Origin of the sequence: Klebsiella sp. w6, from assembly GCF_033100215.1 — a bacterium.
Taxonomy (GTDB): Bacteria; Pseudomonadota; Gammaproteobacteria; order Enterobacterales; family Enterobacteriaceae; genus Klebsiella; species Klebsiella variicola.
In genome coordinates, this window is the sequence record NZ_CP136907.1 from 3390503 (window position 1) to 3412016 (window position 21514).

The 21514-nt window shown below is 56.2% G+C and carries 23 protein-coding genes; 11 read left to right on the forward strand and 12 right to left on the reverse strand.

What is annotated here, in order from left to right; genetic code table 11:
• The first annotated feature begins 4 nt into the window (after positions 1-4).
• The 3 genes from pncA (at position 5) to yajD (ending at position 2562) form a co-directional block, all read left to right on the forward strand.
• The gene (gene pncA / locus R0140_RS16795) at positions 5-646 is read left to right on the forward strand and encodes a bifunctional nicotinamidase/pyrazinamidase (RefSeq protein ID WP_023297425.1); all 642 of its coding nucleotides are present in this window, start codon (positions 5-7) and stop codon (positions 644-646) included.
• 170 nt (positions 647-816) lie between these two features.
• Positions 817-2070, forward strand: a complete 1254-nt coding sequence (locus tag R0140_RS16800) for a chitinase ChiD (protein WP_049152159.1) — start codon at positions 817-819, stop codon at positions 2068-2070.
• A 147-nt stretch (positions 2071-2217) separates the two neighbouring features.
• Positions 2218-2562: an HNH nuclease YajD gene (gene yajD, locus R0140_RS16805; protein WP_002901254.1), complete on the forward strand. Its 345-nt coding sequence runs from the start codon at positions 2218-2220 to the stop codon at positions 2560-2562.
• A 96-nt stretch (positions 2563-2658) separates the two neighbouring features.
• On the opposite strand, the gene R0140_RS16810 is transcribed toward yajD, so the two are convergent.
• The gene (locus R0140_RS16810) at positions 2659-2937 is read right to left on the reverse strand and encodes a YeaC family protein (RefSeq protein ID WP_004203787.1); all 279 of its coding nucleotides are present in this window, start codon (positions 2935-2937) and stop codon (positions 2659-2661) included.
• Positions 2938-2980: 43 nt separating this feature from the next.
• Positions 2981-3394 (reverse strand): peptide-methionine (R)-S-oxide reductase MsrB, encoded by a 414-nt coding sequence (msrB, locus tag R0140_RS16815; protein WP_049152154.1) that lies wholly within the window; start codon positions 3392-3394, stop codon positions 2981-2983.
• A 337-nt stretch (positions 3395-3731) separates the two neighbouring features.
• On the opposite strand from msrB, the gene gapA reads away from it, so the two are divergent.
• Positions 3732-4727, forward strand: a complete 996-nt coding sequence (gene gapA, locus R0140_RS16820; protein ID WP_008807628.1) for a glyceraldehyde-3-phosphate dehydrogenase — start codon at positions 3732-3734, stop codon at positions 4725-4727.
• Positions 4728-4800: 73 nt separating this feature from the next.
• Positions 4801-5685: a D-hexose-6-phosphate mutarotase gene (locus R0140_RS16825; RefSeq protein WP_008807629.1), complete on the forward strand. Its 885-nt coding sequence runs from the start codon at positions 4801-4803 to the stop codon at positions 5683-5685.
• A gap of 55 nt (positions 5686-5740) precedes the next feature.
• Here the strand turns inward: R0140_RS16825 and R0140_RS16830 are convergent, their stop codons facing one another.
• Both R0140_RS16830 and R0140_RS16835 read right to left on the reverse strand, forming a co-directional pair.
• Positions 5741-6592: an aldo/keto reductase gene (locus R0140_RS16830; protein WP_008807630.1), complete on the reverse strand. Its 852-nt coding sequence runs from the start codon at positions 6590-6592 to the stop codon at positions 5741-5743.
• A 94-nt stretch (positions 6593-6686) separates the two neighbouring features.
• Complete coding sequence (locus R0140_RS16835; protein WP_008807631.1) at positions 6687-7433, reverse strand: MipA/OmpV family protein; 747 nt, start codon at positions 7431-7433, stop codon at positions 6687-6689.
• Positions 7434-7849: 416 nt separating this feature from the next.
• Between R0140_RS16835 and yeaG the strand changes: the two genes are divergently transcribed.
• From yeaG to R0140_RS16850, 3 genes are all read left to right on the forward strand, one after another.
• Positions 7850-9784 (forward strand): protein kinase YeaG, encoded by a 1935-nt coding sequence (yeaG, locus tag R0140_RS16840; RefSeq protein ID WP_008807632.1) that lies wholly within the window; start codon positions 7850-7852, stop codon positions 9782-9784.
• Between the two features lie 85 nt (positions 9785-9869).
• Complete coding sequence (locus R0140_RS16845) at positions 9870-11153, forward strand: YeaH/YhbH family protein (RefSeq protein ID WP_012968476.1); 1284 nt, start codon at positions 9870-9872, stop codon at positions 11151-11153.
• Between the two features lie 328 nt (positions 11154-11481).
• Positions 11482-12000, forward strand: coding sequence for a P-loop nucleotide/nucleoside kinase family protein (locus R0140_RS16850; RefSeq protein ID WP_032739612.1), 519 nt, complete (start codon positions 11482-11484; stop codon positions 11998-12000).
• Between the two features lie 216 nt (positions 12001-12216).
• Here the strand turns inward: R0140_RS16850 and R0140_RS16855 are convergent, their stop codons facing one another.
• The gene (locus R0140_RS16855; protein ID WP_008807634.1) at positions 12217-12780 is read right to left on the reverse strand and encodes a hypothetical protein; all 564 of its coding nucleotides are present in this window, start codon (positions 12778-12780) and stop codon (positions 12217-12219) included.
• Between the two features lie 158 nt (positions 12781-12938).
• Here R0140_RS16855 and R0140_RS16860 point away from each other — a divergent pair, with 158 nt between their 5' ends.
• A complete protein-coding gene (locus tag R0140_RS16860) occupies positions 12939-13421 on the forward strand; it encodes a glutathione peroxidase (protein ID WP_012968477.1) in 483 nt (160 codons plus the stop codon).
• 121 nt (positions 13422-13542) lie between these two features.
• On the opposite strand, the gene R0140_RS16865 is transcribed toward R0140_RS16860, so the two are convergent.
• Both R0140_RS16865 and R0140_RS16870 read right to left on the reverse strand, forming a co-directional pair.
• Positions 13543-13854 (reverse strand): hypothetical protein, encoded by a 312-nt coding sequence (locus tag R0140_RS16865; RefSeq protein ID WP_012968478.1) that lies wholly within the window; start codon positions 13852-13854, stop codon positions 13543-13545.
• Positions 13855-13959: 105 nt separating this feature from the next.
• Entirely contained in the window at positions 13960-14847 is an 888-nt protein-coding gene (locus tag R0140_RS16870) for a LysR family transcriptional regulator (RefSeq protein WP_044613717.1), read from the reverse strand.
• A gap of 97 nt (positions 14848-14944) precedes the next feature.
• Here R0140_RS16870 and R0140_RS16875 point away from each other — a divergent pair, with 97 nt between their 5' ends.
• Positions 14945-15997, forward strand: a complete 1053-nt coding sequence (locus tag R0140_RS16875; protein WP_023322408.1) for an SDR family oxidoreductase — start codon at positions 14945-14947, stop codon at positions 15995-15997.
• A 9-nt stretch (positions 15998-16006) separates the two neighbouring features.
• Here R0140_RS16875 and R0140_RS16880 read toward each other — a convergent pair whose 3' ends face one another.
• A complete protein-coding gene (locus R0140_RS16880) occupies positions 16007-16888 on the reverse strand; it encodes a LysR family transcriptional regulator (protein WP_032739609.1) in 882 nt (293 codons plus the stop codon).
• Between the two features lie 175 nt (positions 16889-17063).
• On the opposite strand from R0140_RS16880, the gene R0140_RS16885 reads away from it, so the two are divergent.
• Positions 17064-18254 carry an MFS transporter gene (locus tag R0140_RS16885; protein WP_012968482.1) on the forward strand — a complete coding sequence of 397 codons (1191 nt, stop codon included), beginning with the start codon at positions 17064-17066 and terminating at the stop codon, positions 18252-18254.
• Here the strand turns inward: R0140_RS16885 and R0140_RS16890 are convergent.
• Genes R0140_RS16890 through glnH form a run of 4 tightly spaced genes read right to left on the reverse strand, consistent with a single transcriptional unit; the run spans position 18251 to position 21474 of the window.
• Positions 18251-19267: an acyl-CoA--6-aminopenicillanic acid acyl-transferase gene (locus tag R0140_RS16890; protein ID WP_032739979.1), complete on the reverse strand. Its 1017-nt coding sequence runs from the start codon at positions 19265-19267 to the stop codon at positions 18251-18253. The genes R0140_RS16885 and R0140_RS16890 overlap by 4 nt on opposite strands.
• A gap of 21 nt (positions 19268-19288) precedes the next feature.
• Complete coding sequence (gene glnQ / locus R0140_RS16895) at positions 19289-20011, reverse strand: glutamine ABC transporter ATP-binding protein GlnQ (RefSeq protein WP_012542105.1); 723 nt, start codon at positions 20009-20011, stop codon at positions 19289-19291.
• 2 nt (positions 20012-20013) lie between these two features.
• Positions 20014-20670 carry a glutamine ABC transporter permease GlnP gene (glnP, locus tag R0140_RS16900; RefSeq protein WP_012542106.1) on the reverse strand — a complete coding sequence of 219 codons (657 nt, stop codon included), beginning with the start codon at positions 20668-20670 and terminating at the stop codon, positions 20014-20016.
• Positions 20671-20721: 51 nt separating this feature from the next.
• Positions 20722-21474: a glutamine ABC transporter substrate-binding protein GlnH gene (gene glnH, locus R0140_RS16905; protein ID WP_008807644.1), complete on the reverse strand. Its 753-nt coding sequence runs from the start codon at positions 21472-21474 to the stop codon at positions 20722-20724.
• Positions 21475-21514: the final 40 nt, after the last annotated feature.

The window sequence follows — 21514 nt, forward strand, 5'->3', positions numbered from 1 at the left end:
ACGTATGGCACATCGAGCGCTGTTACTGGTTGATTTGCAGAACGACTTTTGCGCCGGCGGCGCGCTGGCGGTTCCTGAAGGCGATAGTACCGTCGAGGTGGCTAATGCGCTTATCGACTGGAGCCTGGCGCGCGGCGAGCCCATCGTCGCCAGCCAGGACTGGCACCCGGCGGATCACGGCAGCTTCGCCAGCCAGCACCAGGTGGAACCCTACACCCAGGGCGAACTCGACGGCCTGGCGCAGACCTTCTGGCCGGATCACTGCGTACAGCACAGCGAAGGCGCGGCGCTGCATCCGCTGCTCAAACAGCAGGCGATCAACGCCGTGTTCCATAAGGGGCAAAACCGGGTCATTGACAGCTACAGCGCTTTTTTTGACAACGGTCACCGGCAGAAAACTGAACTGGACGGCTGGCTGCGCGGCCAGGGCATCGTGGAACTGACCGTGCTCGGCCTCGCCACCGATTACTGCGTCAAATTCACCGTGCTGGATGCCCTCGCGCTGGGCTATATGGTCAATGTCATCATCGACGGCTGTCGCGGCGTTAACCTGCAGCCGCAGGACAGCAGCCAGGCGTTTATGGAGATGGCCGCCGCGGGCGCCACGCTGTATACCCTCGATGACTGGCGGGAATCTCAGGCCTGATCCCTCCCCCCGGCGCCCTCGCGCCGGGTCTTCTTCTGCCGCCTCGCTATCGTCCATAAATTGAACTCTCTCGCAGTTTCAACAGGTTATTGCTGGTAGTCTGGCAAGGCTGTTTTTTCGCCACGCCATTTCCGTGGCGTGGTTATTTTTTATGTCAAAGAGGAACCACTATGAAACGTTTGCCCTTGCTGGCAGCCTTGCCCTTGCTTTGCGCTTCCGCGCTCTCTGCCCAACCTCTGATGTCCGTCGGCTATTTTAACGGCGGCGGCGACGTCACTGCCGGGCCCGGCGGCGATATCGATAAGCTGGACGTCCGGCAGATCACCCATCTCAACTACTCGTTTGGTCTTATCTATAACGATGAAAAAGACGAGACTAATGCGGCCCTGAAGGATCCCGCTCATCTGCACGAGATCTGGCTGTCGCCGAAGGTGCAGGCGGATCTGCAAAAGCTCCCGGCCCTGCGTAAACAGAACCCGGACCTCAAGGTCCTGCTGTCGGTCGGCGGCTGGGGGGCGCGCGGTTTCTCCGGCGCGGCGGCAAGCAAAGAAACCCGTAAGGTGTTTATTCAGTCTGCGCAGGAAATTGTTGAAAAATATGGTCTGGATGGGATTGACCTCGACTGGGAGTTTCCGGTCAACGGCGCCTGGGGGCTGGTTGCCAGTCAACCGGCCGATCGCGATAACTTTACCGCGCTGTTAAAAGAGCTGCGCGCAGCGTTTGGTACCAGGAAACTGGTCACTATTGCCGTGGGGGCTAACGCAGAAAGTCCGAAAAGTTGGGTGGACGTTAAAGCGATTGCGCCATCGCTCGACTACATCAACCTGATGACCTACGACATGGCCTACGGCACGCAGTACTTCAACTCGAACCTGTATGACTCCCGCCACTGGCCAACGGTCGCTGCGGCGGATAAATACAGCGCCGATTTTGTGGTCAACAATTACCTGGCCGCCGGGCTTAAACCCAGCCAGATGAACCTCGGGATTGGTTTTTATGGCCGGGTACCGAAACGGGCAGTTGAACCGGGGATTGACTGGACGAAAGCGGATGCGCAAAACAATCCGGTCACCCAGCCCTATTTTGGGCCACAGGAGGTCGCGCTGTTTGCCTCGCTGGGTTATGACCTGAGCAAAGACACCTACGTAAAATACAACGATATCGTGGGCAAACTGCTCAACGATCCGCAAAAACGTTTTACCGAGCACTGGGACGATGAAGCGAAGGTTCCGTGGCTGTCAGTGCAGTCCGCGGAGGGCAAGCCGCTGTTCGCCCTGTCCTATGAGAACCCGCGATCGGTGGCCATTAAGGCGGACTATATCAAGGCGAAGGGCCTCGCCGGGGCCATGTTCTGGGAATATGGCGCCGATGACCAGAATCAGCTGGCCCGTCAGCTGGCGGAATCGCTGGGGATCAAACACTAGTCGCGACCCTCCCCCTCGGGCTGCGTGACGCAGACAGCATCGCCTGCAATGCAGGTATATCGCGCAGCCCGGGATAGGTTATGATGCCAGTTATCCGCTGCGCCACGCGCTGGCGCAGCTTAACCGTTTGACAGGAGGCAGGGGGCCATGGCCTATATCCCCAAAAATTACGCGCGTCTGGAAGTGGGTTACCGCGAAAAGGCGCTCAAGCTTTTTCCCTGGGTGTGCGGACGCTGCTCACGGGAGTTTGTCTACTCCAATCTGCGCGAGCTGACGGTGCACCACATCGATCACGACCACTCCAATAACCCGGAAGATGGGAGTAACTGGGAGATGTTGTGCCTGTATTGTCACGATCACGAACATTCCAAGTACACCGAAGCCGATCAGTATGGCTCCACGGTGGTGGCGGGCGAAGATGCGCAAAAGAGCGTCGGTGAGGCCACCTACAACCCGTTTGCCGATCTGAAAGCGATGATGAACAAAAAGTAAGCATGCCGATCTGGCCGCTGCGCGCGGTCGTTCACGCTGATGCTGTCCGGCGCGGGGTGACCCCGACGCCGGAACCACGCGCCGCCGGCTGGCGCTTTATTGCAGCTTAACGGTGGCGATCGGCTTTGGCACGATGCCGAAATCTTCCTTCAGCTGCTGTTTACTCTTCATCACCATCTGCCCGCGGGTGTCGATGGTCATGTGCTGGGCGTCGGTGTTATACCGGGCCTGCCACAGCATCACCAGCTGCAGGCTATTTTCCTTTTGCTCCGGCGTCAGCGCCACGCCATCCGGCCATTTTCCCAGCTCCACCGCCGTCGCCAGACGCTGGTAAACTTCCGGCGTCATACTGTCGATAATTTGCTCAATATCCATCTTCCGCTCCACTCCGCTTGGAATAATTTGCTGAATCGTTTCTTCAACCCTTAATCTGCTCGCCATTCTGCTCATCAGTGAAGCTCAGCGACGCCGAATTCACACAATAGCGCTCGCCGGTCGGCTGTGGGCCATCCGGAAACACGTGGCCGAGATGGGCGTCACAATTTCCACAACGGATTTCAATGCGCTGCATGCCGTGCGAATTGTCGGTCAGATAGCGAATGGCCTCATCGCTCACCGGCTCATAGAAGCTCGGCCAGCCGCAACCGGAGTCGTATTTGGTTTGGGAGTTAAACAGCGGCGCATCGCACACCAGGCAGTGATACAGGCCATTTTTCTTGTTGTGCAGCAGCCGTCCGGTGAAAGGCGGTTCGGTGCCGTGATGCTGCGTCACGTAAAACTGCATTTCGCTTAAGCCGTTTTTCAGCTCTTCCGGGGAGGGTTTATTCGCCATAGGCTTACATCTCGCTTTGCAATGGACAACTTTCGCTCCAATTCTAACAAAACATTAACAATGAAGCGTGCACTTTTGTTCTAAACTTATGCGGTGCCAACAGGCAGCCAGATAATTGTGACTTAAATCACGTTTTTATCTTAAACGCCCTTTAAAATTCCGCGCGCAGCCCCCATATGGAATTGGGCTCAAAGGGAGAGTGAGGCAAATCAATCGCGCAAGGTGTGCTCAGGATTGATTTGTCGCAATGATTGACACGATTCCGCTTGACGCTGCGTAAGGTTTTTGTAATTTTACAGGCAACCTTTTATTCACTAACAAATAGCTGGTGGAATATATGACTATCAAAGTAGGTATCAACGGTTTTGGCCGTATCGGTCGCATTGTTTTCCGTGCTGCTCAGAAACGTTCTGACATCGAGATCGTTGCAATCAACGACCTGTTAGACGCAGAGTACATGGCTTACATGCTGAAGTATGACTCCACTCACGGTCGTTTCGACGGTACCGTTGAAGTGAAAGACGGTCATCTGGTCGTTAACGGTAAAAAAATCCGTGTTACCGCTGAACGTGACCCGGCTAACCTGAAGTGGGACGAAGTTGGTGTTGACGTTGTTGCTGAAGCAACCGGTATCTTCCTGACCGACGAAACCGCTCGTAAACACATCACCGCTGGCGCGAAAAAAGTCGTTCTGACTGGCCCGTCCAAAGACAACACCCCGATGTTCGTTCGCGGCGCTAACTTCGAAACTTACGCTGGCCAGGACATCGTTTCCAACGCTTCCTGCACCACCAACTGCCTGGCACCGCTGGCTAAAGTTATCAACGACAACTTCGGTATCGTTGAAGGCCTGATGACCACCGTCCACGCGACCACCGCGACTCAGAAAACCGTTGATGGCCCGTCTCACAAAGACTGGCGCGGCGGCCGCGGCGCAGCGCAGAACATCATCCCGTCCTCTACCGGTGCTGCTAAAGCAGTAGGTAAAGTACTGCCAGAACTGAACGGCAAACTGACCGGTATGGCGTTCCGCGTTCCGACTCCGAACGTATCCGTTGTTGACCTGACCGTTCGTCTGGAAAAAGCAGCGTCCTACGAAGAAATCAAGAAAGCCATCAAAGCCGCTTCTGAAGGCGCAATGAAAGGCGTTCTGGGTTACACCGAAGACGACGTTGTTTCTACCGACTTCAACGGCGAAGTTTGCACTTCCGTGTTCGATGCTAAAGCAGGTATCGCACTGAACGACAACTTCGTGAAACTGGTTTCCTGGTACGACAACGAAACTGGCTACTCCAACAAAGTTCTGGACCTGATTGCTCACATCTCCAAATAAGTTGAGATGAAAAAGTAATCTGTAAGAGCGACTTCGGTCGCTCTTTTTTTGTCTGCAGAGATAGGATTGCACAATGATAAATAAAATTTTTGCTCTCCCGGTGAATGAAACCATTTCTCCCGTGATCTCCCGTCGCCAGCTGGACGACCTGGAGCTGATTGTCATCGACCATCCGCAGGTGAAAGCCTCTGTGGCGCTGCAGGGAGCGCACCTGCTCTCCTGGAAACCCGCCGGTGAAGAAGAAGTCTTGTGGCTGAGCAACAACACCCCATTTAAACAGGGCGTCGCCCTGCGCGGCGGCGTGCCGATTTGCTGGCCCTGGTTTGGCCCTTCCGCGCAGCAGGGTCTGCCGTCGCACGGCTTTGCCCGCAATCTGCCATGGACCCTGGAAGGTCATGACGAAGACGACAGCGGCGTCATGTTGACCTTTGCGCTCCAGCACAGCGCCGAAACCATGAAGCTCTGGCCGCACGAATTCACCCTCTATGCCCGCTTTAAGCTGGGCAAAACCTGCGAAATCGAGCTGGAAGCCCACGGTGAATTCGAGACCACCTCTGCCCTGCATACCTACTTCAACGTCGGCGATATCGCAGCGGTGAAAGTGAGTGGTCTTGGCGAGCGCTATATCGATAAAGTGAAGAATGCCGAAGAAGGCGTCCTGAGCAACGGCGTGCAGACCTTCCCGGACCGCACCGACCGCGTCTACCTTAACGCTGACAGCTGCAGCGTGATCCATGACGATGCGCTTAACCGCACTATCGACGTCGTGCATCATCATCAGCACAACGTGGTGGCCTGGAACCCGGGCCCGGCGCTGTCCGTCAGCATGGGCGACATGCCGGACGATGGTTACAAAACCTTCGTTTGCGTCGAAACCTGTTGCGTGACCCAGCCGCAGAAAGCCAGCGAAGAGACCCCCTCTCGCCTGGCGCAGACCATCAGCCTGAAAAAACGCTAACAGCAAAAAGCCCCGTTCCCGACGGGGCTTTTTTCTCCGCTGGCTGAGGTGCTGATTAAACCATATCCAGCCGGGTTTTTCGCTGCGGTGGTGGATAGAGGCGATCCAGCTGCGCGAGCTCTTCCGCACTGAGGACGATATCGAGCGCGGCAGCATTCTGCACCACATGCTCAATACTGGCCGCTTTCGGGATCGCCAGCACTCCCGGATGACGAATCACCCAGGCGAGCAGCAGCTGCGCGACTGTCACCCCCCGCGCGTTAGCCATATTAATGATATCGGTATGCTGAAAAAGTCCATCGCGTAAGCGCCCCGCCTGCGCCAGCGGGCAGTAGGCCATCACCGGCAGAGTGTGCTGCTGGCACCAGGGCAGGAGATCGTATTCAATGCCCCGCGATGCGAGATGATAGAGCACCTGGTTGGTCGCGCAGCGTTCGCCACCCGCCGTCCGCCACAGCGCCTGCATATCGTCGGTGTCCAGATTAGAGACGCCCCAGCGGCGGATCTTGCCCTCGGCCACCAGCCTCTCCATCGCCTCGACCGTCTCCTGCAGCGGGATATCCCCGCGCCAGTGCAGGAGATACATATCGAGATAGTCGGTCTGCAGCCGGCGCAGGCTGTTTTCACAGGCGCGGCGCATCGCCGTTCCGCCGGCGTGCCAGGGATAGACTTTGGACACCAGCACCACGCGATCGCGCAGGCCGCGGATCGCCTGCCCGACGACCTCTTCCGCCCCACCGTCGGCATACATTTCCGCCGTATCGATCACCGTCAGTCCGTGGTCGATGCCCGCGCGCAGTGCAGCCACTTCCTGCGGACGCTGGGCGCTGTTTTCGCCCATATACCACGTGCCCAGCCCGATGGCCGGAACCGCCGCCTGCTCGCCAAAGCGTACTGTTTTTTTCACCGTCTCCTCCTCTTTAGCTTTCTGCACCACCATAAAGCAAAACAGGGCGTGAAGCCCTGTTTTGATGCATAAAGCGCACTGTAATGATGCGCAATCAGAAGGTGTAGGTAATCCCGGTTGAGATCAGGCCGCTCCAGGATTTGTCCACCATCGGGCTGTCGGTAATTTCATCCGACAGACGGGTATAGCGTGCAATGCCGTATACGCTCCAGTCGCCGAGGAAGCGATAGTTAGCCGACAGCTCCAGATACGGGTTCCAGCTGCTGTCCGGATCGTAGCTGCGCATGCCGCTGCGACGGGACTCATGCTGCGAGACACCATAGTAGTATTCGTTCTGATTGTCGCTGTTCCACTCCACGCCAATGCCCGGCGTCAGCGTCAGGTTACCATTGGTGTAGCGGTACAGCCAGGCGAGATCCCAGTTGATACCATTACTGTTATCCAGCGTATCGCCTGCAATCGTCGTGCGCAGGAAACCATAGGGCGTGTTGTGGACATAAGACAGACCGGCCATCACGGTCGATTTACGTTTATCCAGTTGACGCATTTGCGCGCTGTCGCTGTCGCCCGGCTTGAAGTACATCGGCGACCAGTAGGCCGTTATTGACAGCTTATCGTTGGTGTCGTTCCACAGGTAGTAGCCCCCGCCCAGACCGTGGAACCAGAAGTTATCGCTCTCATAACTAATGACCGGCACCGGGTAGACATCCGCATCATATTGCTTATACGGATGTTCGACGATGCCTACGCCAGCCCCAAGAGTGAACTTCCCGTCGGCATGCGCCGCGCTGGCGGACGTCGCAATCAGCACGCCGAGTGCCAGAAGTTTGATTTTAGTCACAATCCATATTCCCGTTGTCAAATTATCAGCCCGTGCAGTTTACCGTCGTAGACCTCATGCCTCAAATTCTTTACCCGACATGACACAAATCGTTCACTTTCCCACCCTTCTCTTACCATGAGGTGACAGCCCGGTGACAGCTTCGCGTCCTGGCGTGTCAAAAAGCGTCATTTTCAGGATGAGTTATTGATATGTCATTGAAATTGATTTTCTGCGGCATGCAAGATTTCTAAATGCATCTACGCTTAAATTTAGAAGGTGTAATTGCAGGGCACATTCACGCTACTCCACCCGCAACCTGGCATAAGGGTTGCTGGATATCTGGAGAGCGACGTTCAGCTTATGTCTTCCGGGGGCCCCCACTACTCATATGAACGGCTCTCAACCTGTGCTAAAAAACGAAAGGACGGCATGCCATGAATATATTCGATCACTATCGCCAGCGCTATGAAGCTGCCAAGGACGAAGAGTTCACACTGCAGGAGTTTCTTACCATCTGCCGGCAAGATCGCAGTGCCTATGCCAATGCGGCAGAACGTCTGTTGATGGCCATTGGTGAACCCGTCATGGTTGATACGGCTCTCGAGCCGCGGCTATCCCGTCTCTTTTCAAACCGGGTCATCGCACGCTATCCGGCCTTTGAAGAGTTTTACGGTATGGAAGACGCCATTGAGCAGATCGTTTCCTATCTCAAGCATGCCGCCCAGGGGCTGGAAGAGAAGAAACAGATCCTCTATCTGCTGGGGCCGGTGGGCGGTGGTAAATCGTCGCTGGCTGAACGGCTGAAAGCGTTGATGCAGCGCGTGCCCATCTATGTGCTGAGCGCCAACGGCGAGCGTAGCCCGGTCAACGATCACCCGCTGTGCCTGTTTAATCCGCAGGAGGATGCCCAGATCCTTCAGAAAGAGTATGGCGTGCCCACCCGCTACCTCGGCACCATCATGTCGCCGTGGGCGGCCAAGCGCCTGCACGAGTTTGGCGGCGATATTACTAAATTCCGCGTGGTCAAAGTCTGGCCATCGATTCTTGAGCAGGTCGCCATCGCCAAAACCGAACCCGGTGATGAAAACAACCAGGATATTTCGGCGCTGGTGGGTAAAGTGGATATCCGTAAACTGGAACACTATGCGCAAAACGACCCGGACGCTTATGGCTACTCCGGTGCGTTGTGCCGTGCCAACCAGGGGATTATGGAATTCGTCGAGATGTTTAAAGCGCCGATTAAGGTGCTACATCCGCTGCTGACCGCCACCCAGGAAGGGAACTACAACGGGACCGAAGGGATCTCTGCCCTGCCGTTTAACGGGATAATCCTCGCCCACTCCAACGAATCGGAATGGGTGACCTTCCGTAATAACAAGAACAATGAGGCCTTCCTCGACCGCGTCTATATCGTCAAGGTGCCTTATTGCCTGCGTATCTCCGAAGAGATCCGCATCTATGAAAAATTGCTCAACAGCAGCGAGCTGACCCACGCGCCGTGCGCCCCGGGCACCCTGGAAACGTTGGCGCGCTTCTCGATTCTGTCGCGCCTGAAAGAGCCGGAAAACTCAAGCATCTACTCGAAAATGCGGGTCTATGATGGCGAAAGCCTGAAAGATACCGACCCGAAAGCGAAATCCTATCAGGAGTATCGCGATTACGCCGGGGTGGATGAAGGGATGAACGGGCTCTCCACCCGTTTTGCCTTTAAGATCCTGTCACGGGTGTTTAACTTCGACCATGTCGAGGTGGCCGCCAACCCGGTGCATCTGTTCTATGTCCTGGAGCAGCAGATTGAGCGCGAACAGTTCCCGCAGGAGAACGCCGAGCGCTACCTGGAGTTCCTCAAAGGCTATCTGATCCCGAAATACGCCGAGTTTATCGGCAAAGAGATCCAGACCGCTTATCTGGAATCCTACTCCGAGTACGGGCAGAACATTTTCGATCGCTATGTCACCTACGCCGACTTCTGGATCCAGGATCAGGAGTATCGCGATCCGGACACCGGTCAGCTGTTTGACCGTGAGTCGTTGAATGCTGAGCTGGAGAAAATTGAGAAGCCGGCCGGGATCAGCAACCCGAAAGACTTCCGTAACGAAATCGTCAACTTTGTGCTGCGCGCCAGAGCCAACAACAGCGGACGTAATCCGAACTGGACCAGCTACGAGAAACTGCGCACGGTTATCGAGAAGAAAATGTTCTCTAATACCGAGGAGCTGTTGCCGGTCATTTCGTTTAATGCCAAAACATCAACCGATGAGCAGAAAAAACACGACGACTTTGTCGACCGCATGATGGAAAAAGGCTACACCCGCAAACAGGTTCGCCTGCTCTGCGAGTGGTACCTGCGGGTTCGTAAATCGTCCTGATGCGTCAAGCCCGGCGGCACGCCGCCGGGTCAACTGCAGCTGAATGATGATAAGCAAAGTTGGCTAATGCAGTACAGGAGGGCATATGACCTGGTTCATAGACCGACGCCTGAACGGGAAAAACAAAAGCGCCGTCAATCGCCAGCGCTTTTTGCGCCGTTATAAGGCGCAGATTAAACAGTCGATTTCCGAGGCTATCAACAAGCGCTCGGTCACCGATATTGAGAGCGGAGAATCCGTCTCGATCCCGACGGACGATATCAACGAGCCGATGTTTCATCAGGGTCGCGGCGGCCTGCGCAACCGCGTCCACCCGGGCAACGATCATTTTGTGCAAAACGACCGGATTGAGCGCCCGCAGGGCGGTGGCGGCGGCGGTGGCGGCGGTCAGGGGCAAGCCAGCGCCGACGGCGAAGGGAAGGATGAGTTTGTCTTCCAGATTTCGAAAGATGAGTACCTGGATCTGTTATTTGAAGATCTCGCCCTGCCGAACCTGAAGAAGAATCAGCACCGGCAGTTGAACGAGTTTAAAACCCATCGCGCGGGCTTTACCTCGAATGGGGTGCCAGCCAACATCAGCGTGGTGCGTTCGCTGCAGAACTCGCTGGCCCGGCGTACGGCGATGACCGCTGGCAAGCGCCGTGAACTGCGCGCCCTGGAGGAGGATCTGGAGACCATCAGCCGCAGCGAACCGGTGCAGCTGCTGGAGGAGGAACGCCTGCGCAAAGAGATTGCTGAGCTGCGCGCCAAAATTGAACGGGTGCCGTTTATCGACACCTTTGACTTGCGCTACAAAAATTATGAAAAACGGCCGGAGCCCTCCAGCCAGGCAGTGATGTTCTGCCTGATGGACGTCTCAGGCTCGATGGACCAGGCCACCAAAGACATGGCCAAGCGCTTTTATATCCTGCTGTATCTGTTCCTCAGCCGGACCTATAAAAACGTCGATGTGGTCTATATCCGCCACCATACCCAGGCAAAAGAGGTGGATGAACACGAATTTTTCTATTCTCAGGAAACCGGCGGCACCATCGTCTCCAGCGCCCTGAAGCTGATGGATGAAGTGGTGCAGGCCCGTTATGACCCGGCGCAGTGGAACATCTACGCCGCCCAGGCGTCGGATGGCGACAACTGGGCCGATGACTCCCCGCTGTGCCACGAACTGCTGGCGAAGAAAATTCTGCCGGTGGTGCGTTATTACAGCTACATCGAAATTACCCGCCGGGCGCATCAAACCCTGTGGCGTGAGTATGAACATCTGCAGGCGACCTTTGATAATTTCGCCATGCAGCATATCCGCGACCAGGAAGATATCTACCCGGTATTCCGCGAACTGTTTCACAAGCAGTCATCTAAAAGTGAAGCTTAATTAAATAAAATCAGCCAGTTAGTATAACTTCCTGGCTGATTTCCCCTGCGATTAAGACGCTTTTATTTCTCGATGAATCACTGGGGTGAATATCATTGTGGGGCTAATCACTGCCGTTTGTACAGCCAAAATGCTGCTTCCGCTTTAATCTGGGCTATCAAAAATGATCGCTTTAGTTACGCCCGCCATGTTCTGTGGATTAAATGCTGTGGTGTTTCTGAAATCACATATTAATTCCATCTATACATACCTTCCCAGATATGCAGAATAAACAGGGTCTATCGAAAAGACAGCACAACATTAGTTCGTCTCATCAACCGGATAAATTATGTTATTTATTTTCAGCGGGTTACCTGGTACTGGTAAAAGTACTATTGCAAAAATGTTATCAAAAAAAATCAGTGCGGTATATCTGCGGGTAGATACGGTTGAGCAGGCAATTCGTTCTGTCTCTGAACAGAACCAAAAAATTGGCCCGGAAGGCTATTTTGTACTCTACGAATTGACGCGAGAAAACCTTCAGTTAGGTTCTACTGTTGTCACCGATTCGGTGAATGATATTATTCTGGTGCGAAATACTTTCCGCGATATAGCGATATCATTGAATGTTCCCTTCCTGGAGATTGAAATAATCTGTTCGGATAAAGAACAGCACCGTTATCGGGTGGAGAACAGAAAATCAGATATCCCAAGGTTAACTCCTCCTGACTGGGTGCAAGTACAACACCGGGACTATGAACCATGGGACAGAGAACATCTACAGCTGGATACCGCCATGTTATCAGCAACAGCGTGTGTAGATAAAATTCTCGCAATAACAGAGCCAGACAAAATTGTGGTTAGATGAACGTTACTTCAGCCATAGCAATGAATAGCGGCTGTTTCTGTAGTCTCTCAGATGGAGAAAAGGTGACAACATCAGTTCCTCTCGCATTGCGTGGCGTCTAAGCAGAATAATCCAGGGGGATACGACAGCACTATTCCCCCGGTTAGGCGATAAACATCGACATGATAATCTGCGGAACTCCTGCCAGCCAGGCCGTTTCAGCGGCCATGATGATCCTCAGACACAAGGCCCGATGGCACATCCATACATCATGTAAAATGGAAACAACGGGGCCATGGCGACGGCGCCAAGCGAGCTAATCGTTTTGGTCTTATCATTGATTGATACCACAACGGGGTGCGCTAACTGGTAGGCGGCGGCCAGATCTGACGCGTCCGATGCAGTCCAAAATCCTGTCGCTTTAAACAACACCCCGAGGCGATCGTTATCAATTTGCACCGCATGATACTGATTCACCAGCTCGCTATGCTGCCCGGCATCCAGTTTGCGCTGATCCATCACCACCAGATATTCCGCCGTCACCTCATGTTGTTCCACGACAAAGTTAACCCGCACGCCGGAAGCCTGTTGATGAAAGCGTTCATAAAAGGTCTTATAACGCTGATATTCCTGAGGCACACCGTCACGGACAAAGCGGTAACTGTATTTCGCTGAGCTGGCGACAATACCGGACTCTGTGGGTTTCATCGCCACAATGGTATCCCGAGGCGGCAAGTTTGGCGTGCTGGTACATCCTGCGAGTATCGCTACCACCACCAGCGATAAGACATATTTCATCATTTTCAGCCGTTCCTGTTTGCGATTTTCTCTATGACATCTGGCGTTTTTTTAACACTCCAGGTACAAATCCCTAACCCTGTGTATCATAACTGCCTAATCTGCTTCAAACATTCGCGCGATCGTCAGCGTTGAACTGTTTCTACTCTCAGGAGCCTGCTATGACCCCTTTTTATCAATTGACGGCTACCCGCCTGCGCGGCCAGCCCCTCTCAATGTCTGACTATGCTGGCAAGGTGGTTCTGGTGGTGAATACGGCCAGCCATTGTGGCTTCACACCGCAATACGCTGGCCTGGAAGCGCTCTACAAAAAGTACGCGGCTCAGGGGCTGGTAGTGCTTGGTTTCCCGTGCAACCAGTTTGGTAAGCAGGAACCCGGCGGTGCGGATGAAATCGAGCAGACCTGTCACGTTAACTACGGCGTGAGCTTCCCGATGTTTGAGAAAGTGGACGTCAACGGCCCCGCCGCACACCCGCTGTTTCGTTATCTGAAACAAGCGTTGCCCGGCGTGCTCGGCGGACGGATCAAGTGGAATTTCACCAAGTTCCTCATCGCTCGCGACGGCACACCCCTCGCGCGTTTTGCGCCGTTGACGACGCCGGAGAAAATGGAGGCCTCCATTGTCGCGGCCCTCACGCGCTGAGTGTTCCCGTCATGCCACGTTCACCCAGCGGCGGCTGGCTGCCCATACAAGGTAGACGTCGCTCTCACGCGGCCAGCAACCGTCTGTTGCTGGCCGATCTTACACCTGCCCGGTCATCAGCCTACAGTGGCGACACGGCCTCAACTTCATGCTGAAACACGTAGGGGTCGGAGAGGAGTTCGAATGCGTCGTCGTCCGGATAAGTGACCGCGACGTGATAGTCTTCGCCTGCGAAGGCTTTGACCGCCGCAAGATCCTGCCAGTAGGTGGCGAGAAAAAAATGCGCCCATTCGCCCTGGTTTTCCTGGCGCACCAGCGCGCCTCTGTTACCGGGGATACCCCGGGCGTGATCCACGCCGGTCTGCTCAAGGTGGCGGGCAAACCCCTCGGCATGTTGCAATGGCACACAGCCGTGCCAGGTCCTGACAATCATTTGCGTTCTCCTGTGGTGATAAACGTCTCACCTTAACATCAGAAACCACCTGCAGGGGAGCGGCACGATACCGCGCACGGTTCTGAATGGGGGAGCGCCTTACCCTCAGCTCCCCACAGCGAGCTCAGGCAGTCGCGCCTCAATCAAGGCGATCACGCTTCTGACCCGCGGCGGAATAAAACGGGCATCGGGATAGACGGCATACAGGAAACGGTCCGGTAATCGCCAGTCAGCCAGGATCGGCACCAGCCTTCCAGCCCTGAGTGCCCTGGCCGCCAGCGGTCGCTGCATCCCTCCGATGCCGATACCGGATTCCAGCGCCTGCAACAGCGCATCGCTGGTGTTGGCCCGAAAAACGGTCTTCACCTGCACGTCTCTCGTCTCGTCTGCGGAAATTATCCGCAGCGGAGCATCAAGCGGGATGCCGCTAAACCGAACGTGTGGATACTCCGCCAGGTCGTCCACGGACTGGACGGCGTAATGACCTGGTGCCGCAAAGAGCGCCGTTTCAATCCGCGCCAGAACCCGCGCAGCATGGGATGGCGGCGGCTCATGGCCGAGACGCAGCGCCACATCCACCCCTTCGGTAACCAGATCGGCGATCCGATCGTCGAGCGACAGCATCAGGTGCAGTTCAGGATACTGTTTCTGCAGCGCCAGCAGATGCGGCAGCAGAAGACTGCCGAGACCGCTTGGCAGCTGGACATGCACTCGTCCCTGAAACTGAGGCTCCGCCGGGTTGAGCCGCCTTTCCGCCTCCTGCATGGCGTTCAGCACCCGCTGCATATCACGCCGGTAATGCTCCCCCTGCTCGGTAAGCATCATGGCCCGCGTCGTACGATGGAGTAACACCACGCCAAGCTCCTGTTCGAGCGCGGCGATCTGCTGACTGACGGCAGATTGCTTCATCCCGAGCTGCCGGGCGGCTGCGGAAAATGAGCCGGCTTCGGCAACGCGCAGAAAGGTGGCGATGGCGGTGAGCTTATTATTCATTTCATGATTCTGCTGATAAGTGTCATCCGTTTCATGGGATAGGTGGCAAAAAAATAATCTAGCACACTGTGTCGGTCACCTTCCCAGGAGAAACACCATGAACAAGACATCCTCTCAGGTCGCACTGGTCGCTGGCAGCAGCGGCATCGTTGGCCGCCAGCTGGTCAACACCCTGTTACATCGTGGATGGGAGGTTATCGGCCTCAGCCACCGCGCCCTGTCGCAACCGGGGGCGATCCCGATGATTCACGTCGATTTACGCGATGCCCGGCACAGTGCGCAAGCGCTCCAGCCGCTGTCCACCGTGACCCACATTTTTTACAGTGCCTGGATGAATGCCGGAAACTGGAGCGAGATGGTGGAGCCGAACGTTAGCATGCTGCGTAATCTGGTCAGCCACGTCGAACAAAACGCCCCGCTGCAGGCGGTCAGCCTGATGCAGGGGTATAAAGTGTATGGCGCCCATCTTGGCCCCTTTAAAACCCCGGCGCGGGAAAGCGACCCCGGCGTACCCGGGGCTGAATTTAACGCCGCTCAACTTGCGTGGCTCCGCCACTTTCAACAAGGCAAAACCTGGCACTGGAGCGCTATCAGGCCCGGCGTGGTGGGCAGCCCGGTGCCGGGTAATGCCATGAATCTTGCGTTGAGCATCGCGCTGTATGCGTCACTGTGCAAAGCCCTGGGCTTACCGCTGCGCTTTCCCGGCACGTTAACCACCTGGCACAGCATTGTCGATCATACTGACGCCGACCTGCTGGCGGAGGCCACGCTGTGGGCCGCCACCTCACCGGCGGGGGAAAACGAGGCCTTCAACGTCAATAATGGTGATATCTGGCGCTGGTGCGAGCTGTGGCCGCGCATCGCGCAGTGGTTTGAACTGGAATGCGCCCCGCCCGTCAGGCTCTCATTTCATCAGCTATTCAATGACTACCGTGCCGTCTGGCGCGAGCTGGCCGGAGAGCGGCTGGTGGAAGCGGACATTCTGCGTCTGAGCGATGGTCAGTTTGCCGATTTCGTGTTCGGCTGGCAGTACGATATGTTTGGCGATGGCAGTAAACTGCGCCGGGCTGGCTTCCAGCGGATGCAGGCCACAGACGAGATGTTTTTCAGCCTGTTTTCGCAGCTGAGAACGGCGCGGGTGATCCCCTGAGCGTTAGCGTCAGGGCAACGCCAGCCGGTCTTGATGGTCCGCAAAGAGGGTGATGAGATGGTCGGCGATAACCCGCACGCGTCTGGACCCGGCCAGGTCGGAATGCATCACCAGCCAAAGTGTCTGATCCGCACCGATCTCCGGCTGCAGGCACTGCAGCCCGTTGGCCCGCGCCATAAAGTGCGGCAGGACGCCCAGTCCAAGTCCCGCTGATACCGCGGAAACCTGGGCCACGAGCGTATTGGCTTCGACTTTACACGGTCGTCCTCGCAGGGTGCGCGTGATCCATTGGGCGGCCGGCAGGTGCTGGTGAGTCTCCGGCCACCCCACAAAGTCCGCCTCGCTCAGCGACAGGCCGTCCGCACCGGCCAGATAGCTGGCGGCGCCATAGACGCCAAACCCCACCGTCCCCAGCCGCTTTAAGGTCAAATGCCCGGCGTCAGGCTTGACCATGCGGATCGCCAGATCGGCATCCCGACGATGCAGGTTCACCGGCTGCACGCCGCTCAGCACCTCCACCCGCAGGTCAGGATAGTGGTCCAGGAGCCCTTTCAGGGAGGGCAGAATAAAGTGCGTGGCCAGGTTATCCGAGGTAGCCAGGCGGACAACCCCGGCGACATGCCCCTGCAGTTGCGCCGCCTCGCCGAACGCCAGGCCTGCGTATTCCAGCGCCTCCGCCCGCGCGAGCAGGGCTTCGCCATCGTCGGTCAGGCGATAGCCGCTCTGATGGCGGCTAAAAAGCGGGACTTTCAGCGACTGTTCCAGCCGATCCAGCCTGCGGGACACCGTGGCAATCCCCATGTTCATCTTGTCGGCGGCGCCGCTTAGCGTTCCCGCCCGGGCGATGGCGAGGAAGATGCGCGCATCATCCCAGTTAAACTCTGCTGTCATCTACTTTCCAATTATGGAAAACGGTTCTCCGTTTTCTGCTCTTTTTTATCGTTTTCGCAGGGATGATACTGCACGCCACTCGCGGAGACAAACTGGCCATCCGATCGCCGGTTCTCTCCTCACCTGAACGTCCGTGCACCATGCGCGACTTCCCTCTTCTTAGGATACGCCTGACATGAAAGAGATTGCTTTACCCCTTAACCCAACCCCGGCGCGCGTCTGGATAGCCGTCATTGCGCTCGGGATCTGCGCCTTTTCGATCGTCACCAGCGAACTGGCGCCGGTGGGCATGCTCAGCGCCCTGGCGGCGGATTTTCACCAGACGGAATCCGGTATGGGGCTTGCCGTCACCGCCTACGGCTGGGTGGGCGCCCTGGCGGCCCTGCTTTCCGGCGCGATGCCGGCGCGTATTTCACGCAAGGCGCTGCTGGTCGGGCTGATGCTGACCCTGGCGCTTTCCTGCCTCGCCGCGACCCGGTCTTATTCCATGTTCGCCCTGATGAGCGCCCGCATGATTGGCGCCCTGGCGCATGGCGCCTTCTGGGCCTTAATTGGCATCGTCGCCGCGCAGCTGGTCCCGCCACACCGGCTGGGGCTGGCTACGGCAATCATTTTTGGCGGCGTGTCGGCGGCAAGCGTTGTGGGGGTACCGCTGGCGAGCTTTATCGCCACCCTGGCGGGCTGGCGACACGCGTTTTTGGCGGTGGCCCTGCTGTCACTGGCCGCAGCGGCAGTGCTATGCTCGACGCTGCCCGCGCTGGCCGCGTCCACCCCCGTCAGGCTGGGTGTTTATCGCGATATCTTCCGTAATCCGCTGCTCTGCGGCCTGTATGGCGCCACGGCCTGCATCATTACCGCTCACTTTGCCGCCTTCACCTACGTTGAACCGCTGCTGATAACACTTCAGGGAGTACCGGCGACCGCCCTCTCCGGCCTGCTGCTGTTGTCAGGGGTTTCCGGGCTGGTGGGTAACGTTATCGCGGGTAAGCTTATTGACCGTCATCTGAAGGGGCTGATTTTTGCTTCACTGCTGCTGAGCGGAGGCGCGCTGGCGCTCCTCGGCACCGGACGGCTTGCGCCCCTGCCTTTCTGTTTTAGCGGGCTGCTGTTAGCCCTGTGGGGCGCCGGTATCGCGATCGTGTTCGTCGGCTTACAGACCTGGCTGCTGCGCAGCGCAGGCGCGGTCGCCCAGCCGGCGTCAGCCATTTACGTGGCTATTTTTAATGCCGCCATCGGCACCGGGGCGCTTGTCGGCGGCCAGCTGATCGCCACTGCGGGCTTGTCAGGCATGGTGTGGCTGGCGGCGGGGATCATGGCGTGCAGTACGCTGCTGATCGCCCTGCTGAAAGCGCCCTCAGTCGGCTAAAGGCTGCCCTGCAAAACCGCGTTTTCACGATCCAGGGTGAAGACCTGCCATGCGACCCGGGTCGCGCTCAGGGTAAAAATGGCCGTCGCCAGCGTATTTTCGTCATCCGGATCTTCCGCAGACAGCCGGTAAATCGGTAACAGCGGATCATGCTGGTCGGAGAGCATCGCTTTCGCTGTCACCCCATCCAGCGACGGGTTCGTCGCCAGCCACACGTCCAGGCGCTGCTGGCGTGAGCCGGAGCTCCCGGTCACGATCTGTTCAATGGTCGCAAGCTGGGGATGGATCAGATGGTTAGCATGCCCAAAGGTGGCGGTCAGCTGGCGCACTGAGCTGCCGGAGCCGGTAGCTTCCACGCTAAACAGACGGCTATCGCCCATTTGACCCAGTGTGTGGTGAAACGCGCCCGCGCGCGGTGTCGCGGTCAGCAGGGTAATGGCCTCATCTAACGTGGTGGCATTCAGCGATGCGCGGGCCAGTATCTGGCGCGGCATCCCCTCCGGACGATGCACAGCACGAATATTGTTGACCGTATTGACTATCCCTTTCTCATTCACCGCGAAGGTGTGCCCGCACAGGGAGCCGGGGTAGGCGAAGCTGGTGAAGGCGAGGCCCACATCCGGTGTCACGTGGACGATGGCGCAGTCACCGCGCAGCTGCGGGAAGCCATCTTCATTATGCGCAATAATTAACTCGCCCTCAGCGCTTATCCCCGCCAGGGTAGTGCAGCCATCCGACGTCGAACGCACCAGATCGCCGCGACAGTTCCAGGCAAACACCTCATCCACCGGCGCCTGCAGCCCCTCCGCCATGCCCTCCAGCTCCTGCCAGATCTGCGGCCACTGAGCCTGGACGGCTGCGCGCATGCGCTGGGTTTGCTCCGCCGTTTTCAGGGCGGTTACGGTTTGCCACAGCGCTGTTTGCCTGATTTTAGTATGCCAGGCCTCACGACCAAACGCGCCAAGCTGCTGACCGACCGCATAGGCGGAACCACGGATTGCGATTGTTTTCATATTTTTATCATTCACTTATGTTCAGGATACGTGTTGCAAAAACTCTTGCAGACGCGGATTGCTGCTGGCAGTGAGCAGCACCTCAGGTGAACCATCTTCGGCAATGGTGCCGCCATCAATAAAGATCAACCGGGAAGCCACCTCTCTGGCAAAGCCAATCTCATGGGTCACAATCACCATCGTCATGCCCTCTTCGGCCAGCGAGCGCATGACCTTTAACACCTCATGCCGCAGTTCGGGATCGAGAGCGGATGTTGGCTCATCAAATAACATCATTTTGGGTTTTACCGCCAGGGCACGAGCTATCGCCACGCGTTGCTGCTGTCCCCCCGAGAGCTCTGCCGGATAGTGGTTGGCGCGTTCGCGCAGACCCACGCGGTCCAGCAACGCCAGCGCCTGCTCCCGCGCCGCGGCCTTACTCTGCTTACGCACGCGAACCGGACCAAACATGACATTCTCAAGGGCGGTCAGATGCGGAAATAAATGAAACTGTTGAAACACCATACCGGCTTCGCGGCGAATATCACACTCATTCGCGTGCGGATCCGTAATATGCATGCCCGCCACCAGCAGCGTTCCCGAAGAGATCTCCTCCAGCTTGTTAATGCAGCGCAACAGGGTCGATTTTCCCGAGCCGGACGGGCCAATGATCACCACCACCTCGCCCGCTTCAATCTTTAAATTGATATCGTGCAGCACCTGAGTGGCGCCGAAGTTTTTCGCTACCGCGCTAAATTCAACCATGCTCATAAAATATGGATCCTTTTCTCAAGTTGTTTCAGCAGGAAGCTCAGGCACAATGTCAAAAACAGATAAATCATCGCCACCGCCGTCCAAACCTCCAGTGCCCGAAAGTTACCGGCAATAATCTCTTGTCCCTGGCGGGTTAATTCTGCCACGCCAATCACAATAAATAGCGAGGTATCTTTTATACTGATAATCCACTGATTGCCTAATGCCGGGATCATTCGCCGAAAAGCCAGCGGCATAATGACATGTAATAGGGTGCTGCGTGGCGATAACCCCATCGCCAGGCTGGCTTCTTTAAAACCTTTATTGATCGACAGAATCGCGCCCCGGGTGATCTCCGCTATATAAGCGCCGGAGTTAATCACAATGGTGATAATAGCGGCAGGAACCGGGTCAATACGCACCGGCAACACCATCGGCAGGGCGAAGTAGATAAACATCACCTGCACCATGATCGGCGTTCCGCGGATTAATTCCACAAACACCAGCGATACCGTTTTTGATATTGTCCCGCCTAATGCGCGGCAGGTTCCCGCCAGCAAGCCAATGATTAACCCACCTAACAAACCGGACAAAGAGATAATCAGCGTCAGCTGCAAGCCCTGCATCAGCAGCGGTAAAGCATCCCAAATATAGCGACTGTCAAAATTCATCATTCTACCCGTCAAGAAGAAATGAGGTCGGATCGCTCCGACCTGGCAGGGTTATTTCGGCTGTTTAGCAAACCACTTTACGTAAATCTTGTCGTAGGTACCATCGGCACGCAGGGCCTGTAGAGCCTGGTTCACTTTTGGCGTCAGGCTGCTGTTTTTCTGCATCGCAAAGCCATATTGCTGTGGCAGAATGCTGTCCGTCTCCCCGGTGGATTTGACCTTGCCATTACCCGCCGTCTTCACGTAGTAAAGGACATTTGGCGAATCGTGAACGACGGCATCGAGATTGCCGGCCTGCAGATCAAGGTAGGCGTTATCGATGTTCGGGAACTCGATATAATTCGCTTTATATTTGCTTTTCATAAAGCTGGCCGCCGCCGTCCCCTGCTTAAGGCCAACTTTTTTCCCGGTCAAATCACTGAATTTGGCAATGGAATTATCAGTACTTTTCACGGCTATTAACAGGTCGGCATTATAATACCCATCACTGAAATCCACGACCTGTTTACGCGCATCGGTAATGGTTATGCCGGCCATCGCCACGTCCAGATTACGCGACTGCAGCCCGGGGATGAGGCCGCCGAAATCCATCGGCCTTAATTCGTAGCTGATATGCATTTTCTTTGCGATAGCATCCCACAAATCGATATCAAAGCCGACATATTTATCACCTTGTTTAAATTCAAAAGGGACAAAGGCGGTATCCACGCCCACCGTTATTTTGTCCTGGGCTGCTGTCACAAAACTGGCTGAACAAATAACCAAAGCCAGCGTCAGTTTTAATTTATTAAATAGTCCAGTCATAATTACCCTCAGCGTCAATGAAATGGCATGCAACGAATAT

Bases quoted from the DNA above. Each gene is read 5' to 3' on its own strand.
- pncA (WP_023297425.1), top strand. From the start codon at position 5: ATGGCACATCGAGCGCTGTTACTGGTTGATTTGCAGAACGACTTTTGC.
- R0140_RS16800 (WP_049152159.1), top strand. From the start codon at position 817: ATGAAACGTTTGCCCTTGCTGGCAGCCTTGCCCTTGCTTTGCGCTTCC.
- yajD (WP_002901254.1), top strand. From the start codon at position 2,218: ATGGCCTATATCCCCAAAAATTACGCGCGTCTGGAAGTGGGTTACCGC.
- R0140_RS16810 (WP_004203787.1), bottom strand. From the start codon at position 2,937: ATGGATATTGAGCAAATTATCGACAGTATGACGCCGGAAGTTTACCAG.
- msrB (WP_049152154.1), bottom strand. From the start codon at position 3,394: ATGGCGAATAAACCCTCCCCGGAAGAGCTGAAAAACGGCTTAAGCGAA.
- gapA (WP_008807628.1), top strand. From the start codon at position 3,732: ATGACTATCAAAGTAGGTATCAACGGTTTTGGCCGTATCGGTCGCATT.
- R0140_RS16825 (WP_008807629.1), top strand. From the start codon at position 4,801: ATGATAAATAAAATTTTTGCTCTCCCGGTGAATGAAACCATTTCTCCC.
- yeaG (WP_008807632.1), top strand. From the start codon at position 7,850: ATGAATATATTCGATCACTATCGCCAGCGCTATGAAGCTGCCAAGGAC.
- R0140_RS16845 (WP_012968476.1), top strand. From the start codon at position 9,870: ATGACCTGGTTCATAGACCGACGCCTGAACGGGAAAAACAAAAGCGCC.
- R0140_RS16850 (WP_032739612.1), top strand. From the start codon at position 11,482: ATGTTATTTATTTTCAGCGGGTTACCTGGTACTGGTAAAAGTACTATT.
- R0140_RS16855 (WP_008807634.1), bottom strand. From the start codon at position 12,780: ATGATGAAATATGTCTTATCGCTGGTGGTGGTAGCGATACTCGCAGGA.
- R0140_RS16860 (WP_012968477.1), top strand. From the start codon at position 12,939: ATGACCCCTTTTTATCAATTGACGGCTACCCGCCTGCGCGGCCAGCCC.
- R0140_RS16865 (WP_012968478.1), bottom strand. From the start codon at position 13,854: ATGATTGTCAGGACCTGGCACGGCTGTGTGCCATTGCAACATGCCGAG.
- R0140_RS16870 (WP_044613717.1), bottom strand. From the start codon at position 14,847: ATGAATAATAAGCTCACCGCCATCGCCACCTTTCTGCGCGTTGCCGAA.
- R0140_RS16875 (WP_023322408.1), top strand. From the start codon at position 14,945: ATGAACAAGACATCCTCTCAGGTCGCACTGGTCGCTGGCAGCAGCGGC.
- R0140_RS16880 (WP_032739609.1), bottom strand. From the start codon at position 16,888: ATGACAGCAGAGTTTAACTGGGATGATGCGCGCATCTTCCTCGCCATC.
- R0140_RS16885 (WP_012968482.1), top strand. From the start codon at position 17,064: ATGAAAGAGATTGCTTTACCCCTTAACCCAACCCCGGCGCGCGTCTGG.
- R0140_RS16890 (WP_032739979.1), bottom strand. From the start codon at position 19,267: ATGAAAACAATCGCAATCCGTGGTTCCGCCTATGCGGTCGGTCAGCAG.
- glnQ (WP_012542105.1), bottom strand. From the start codon at position 20,011: ATGGTTGAATTTAGCGCGGTAGCGAAAAACTTCGGCGCCACTCAGGTG.
- glnP (WP_012542106.1), bottom strand. From the start codon at position 20,670: ATGAATTTTGACAGTCGCTATATTTGGGATGCTTTACCGCTGCTGATG.
- glnH (WP_008807644.1), bottom strand. From the start codon at position 21,474: ATGACTGGACTATTTAATAAATTAAAACTGACGCTGGCTTTGGTTATT.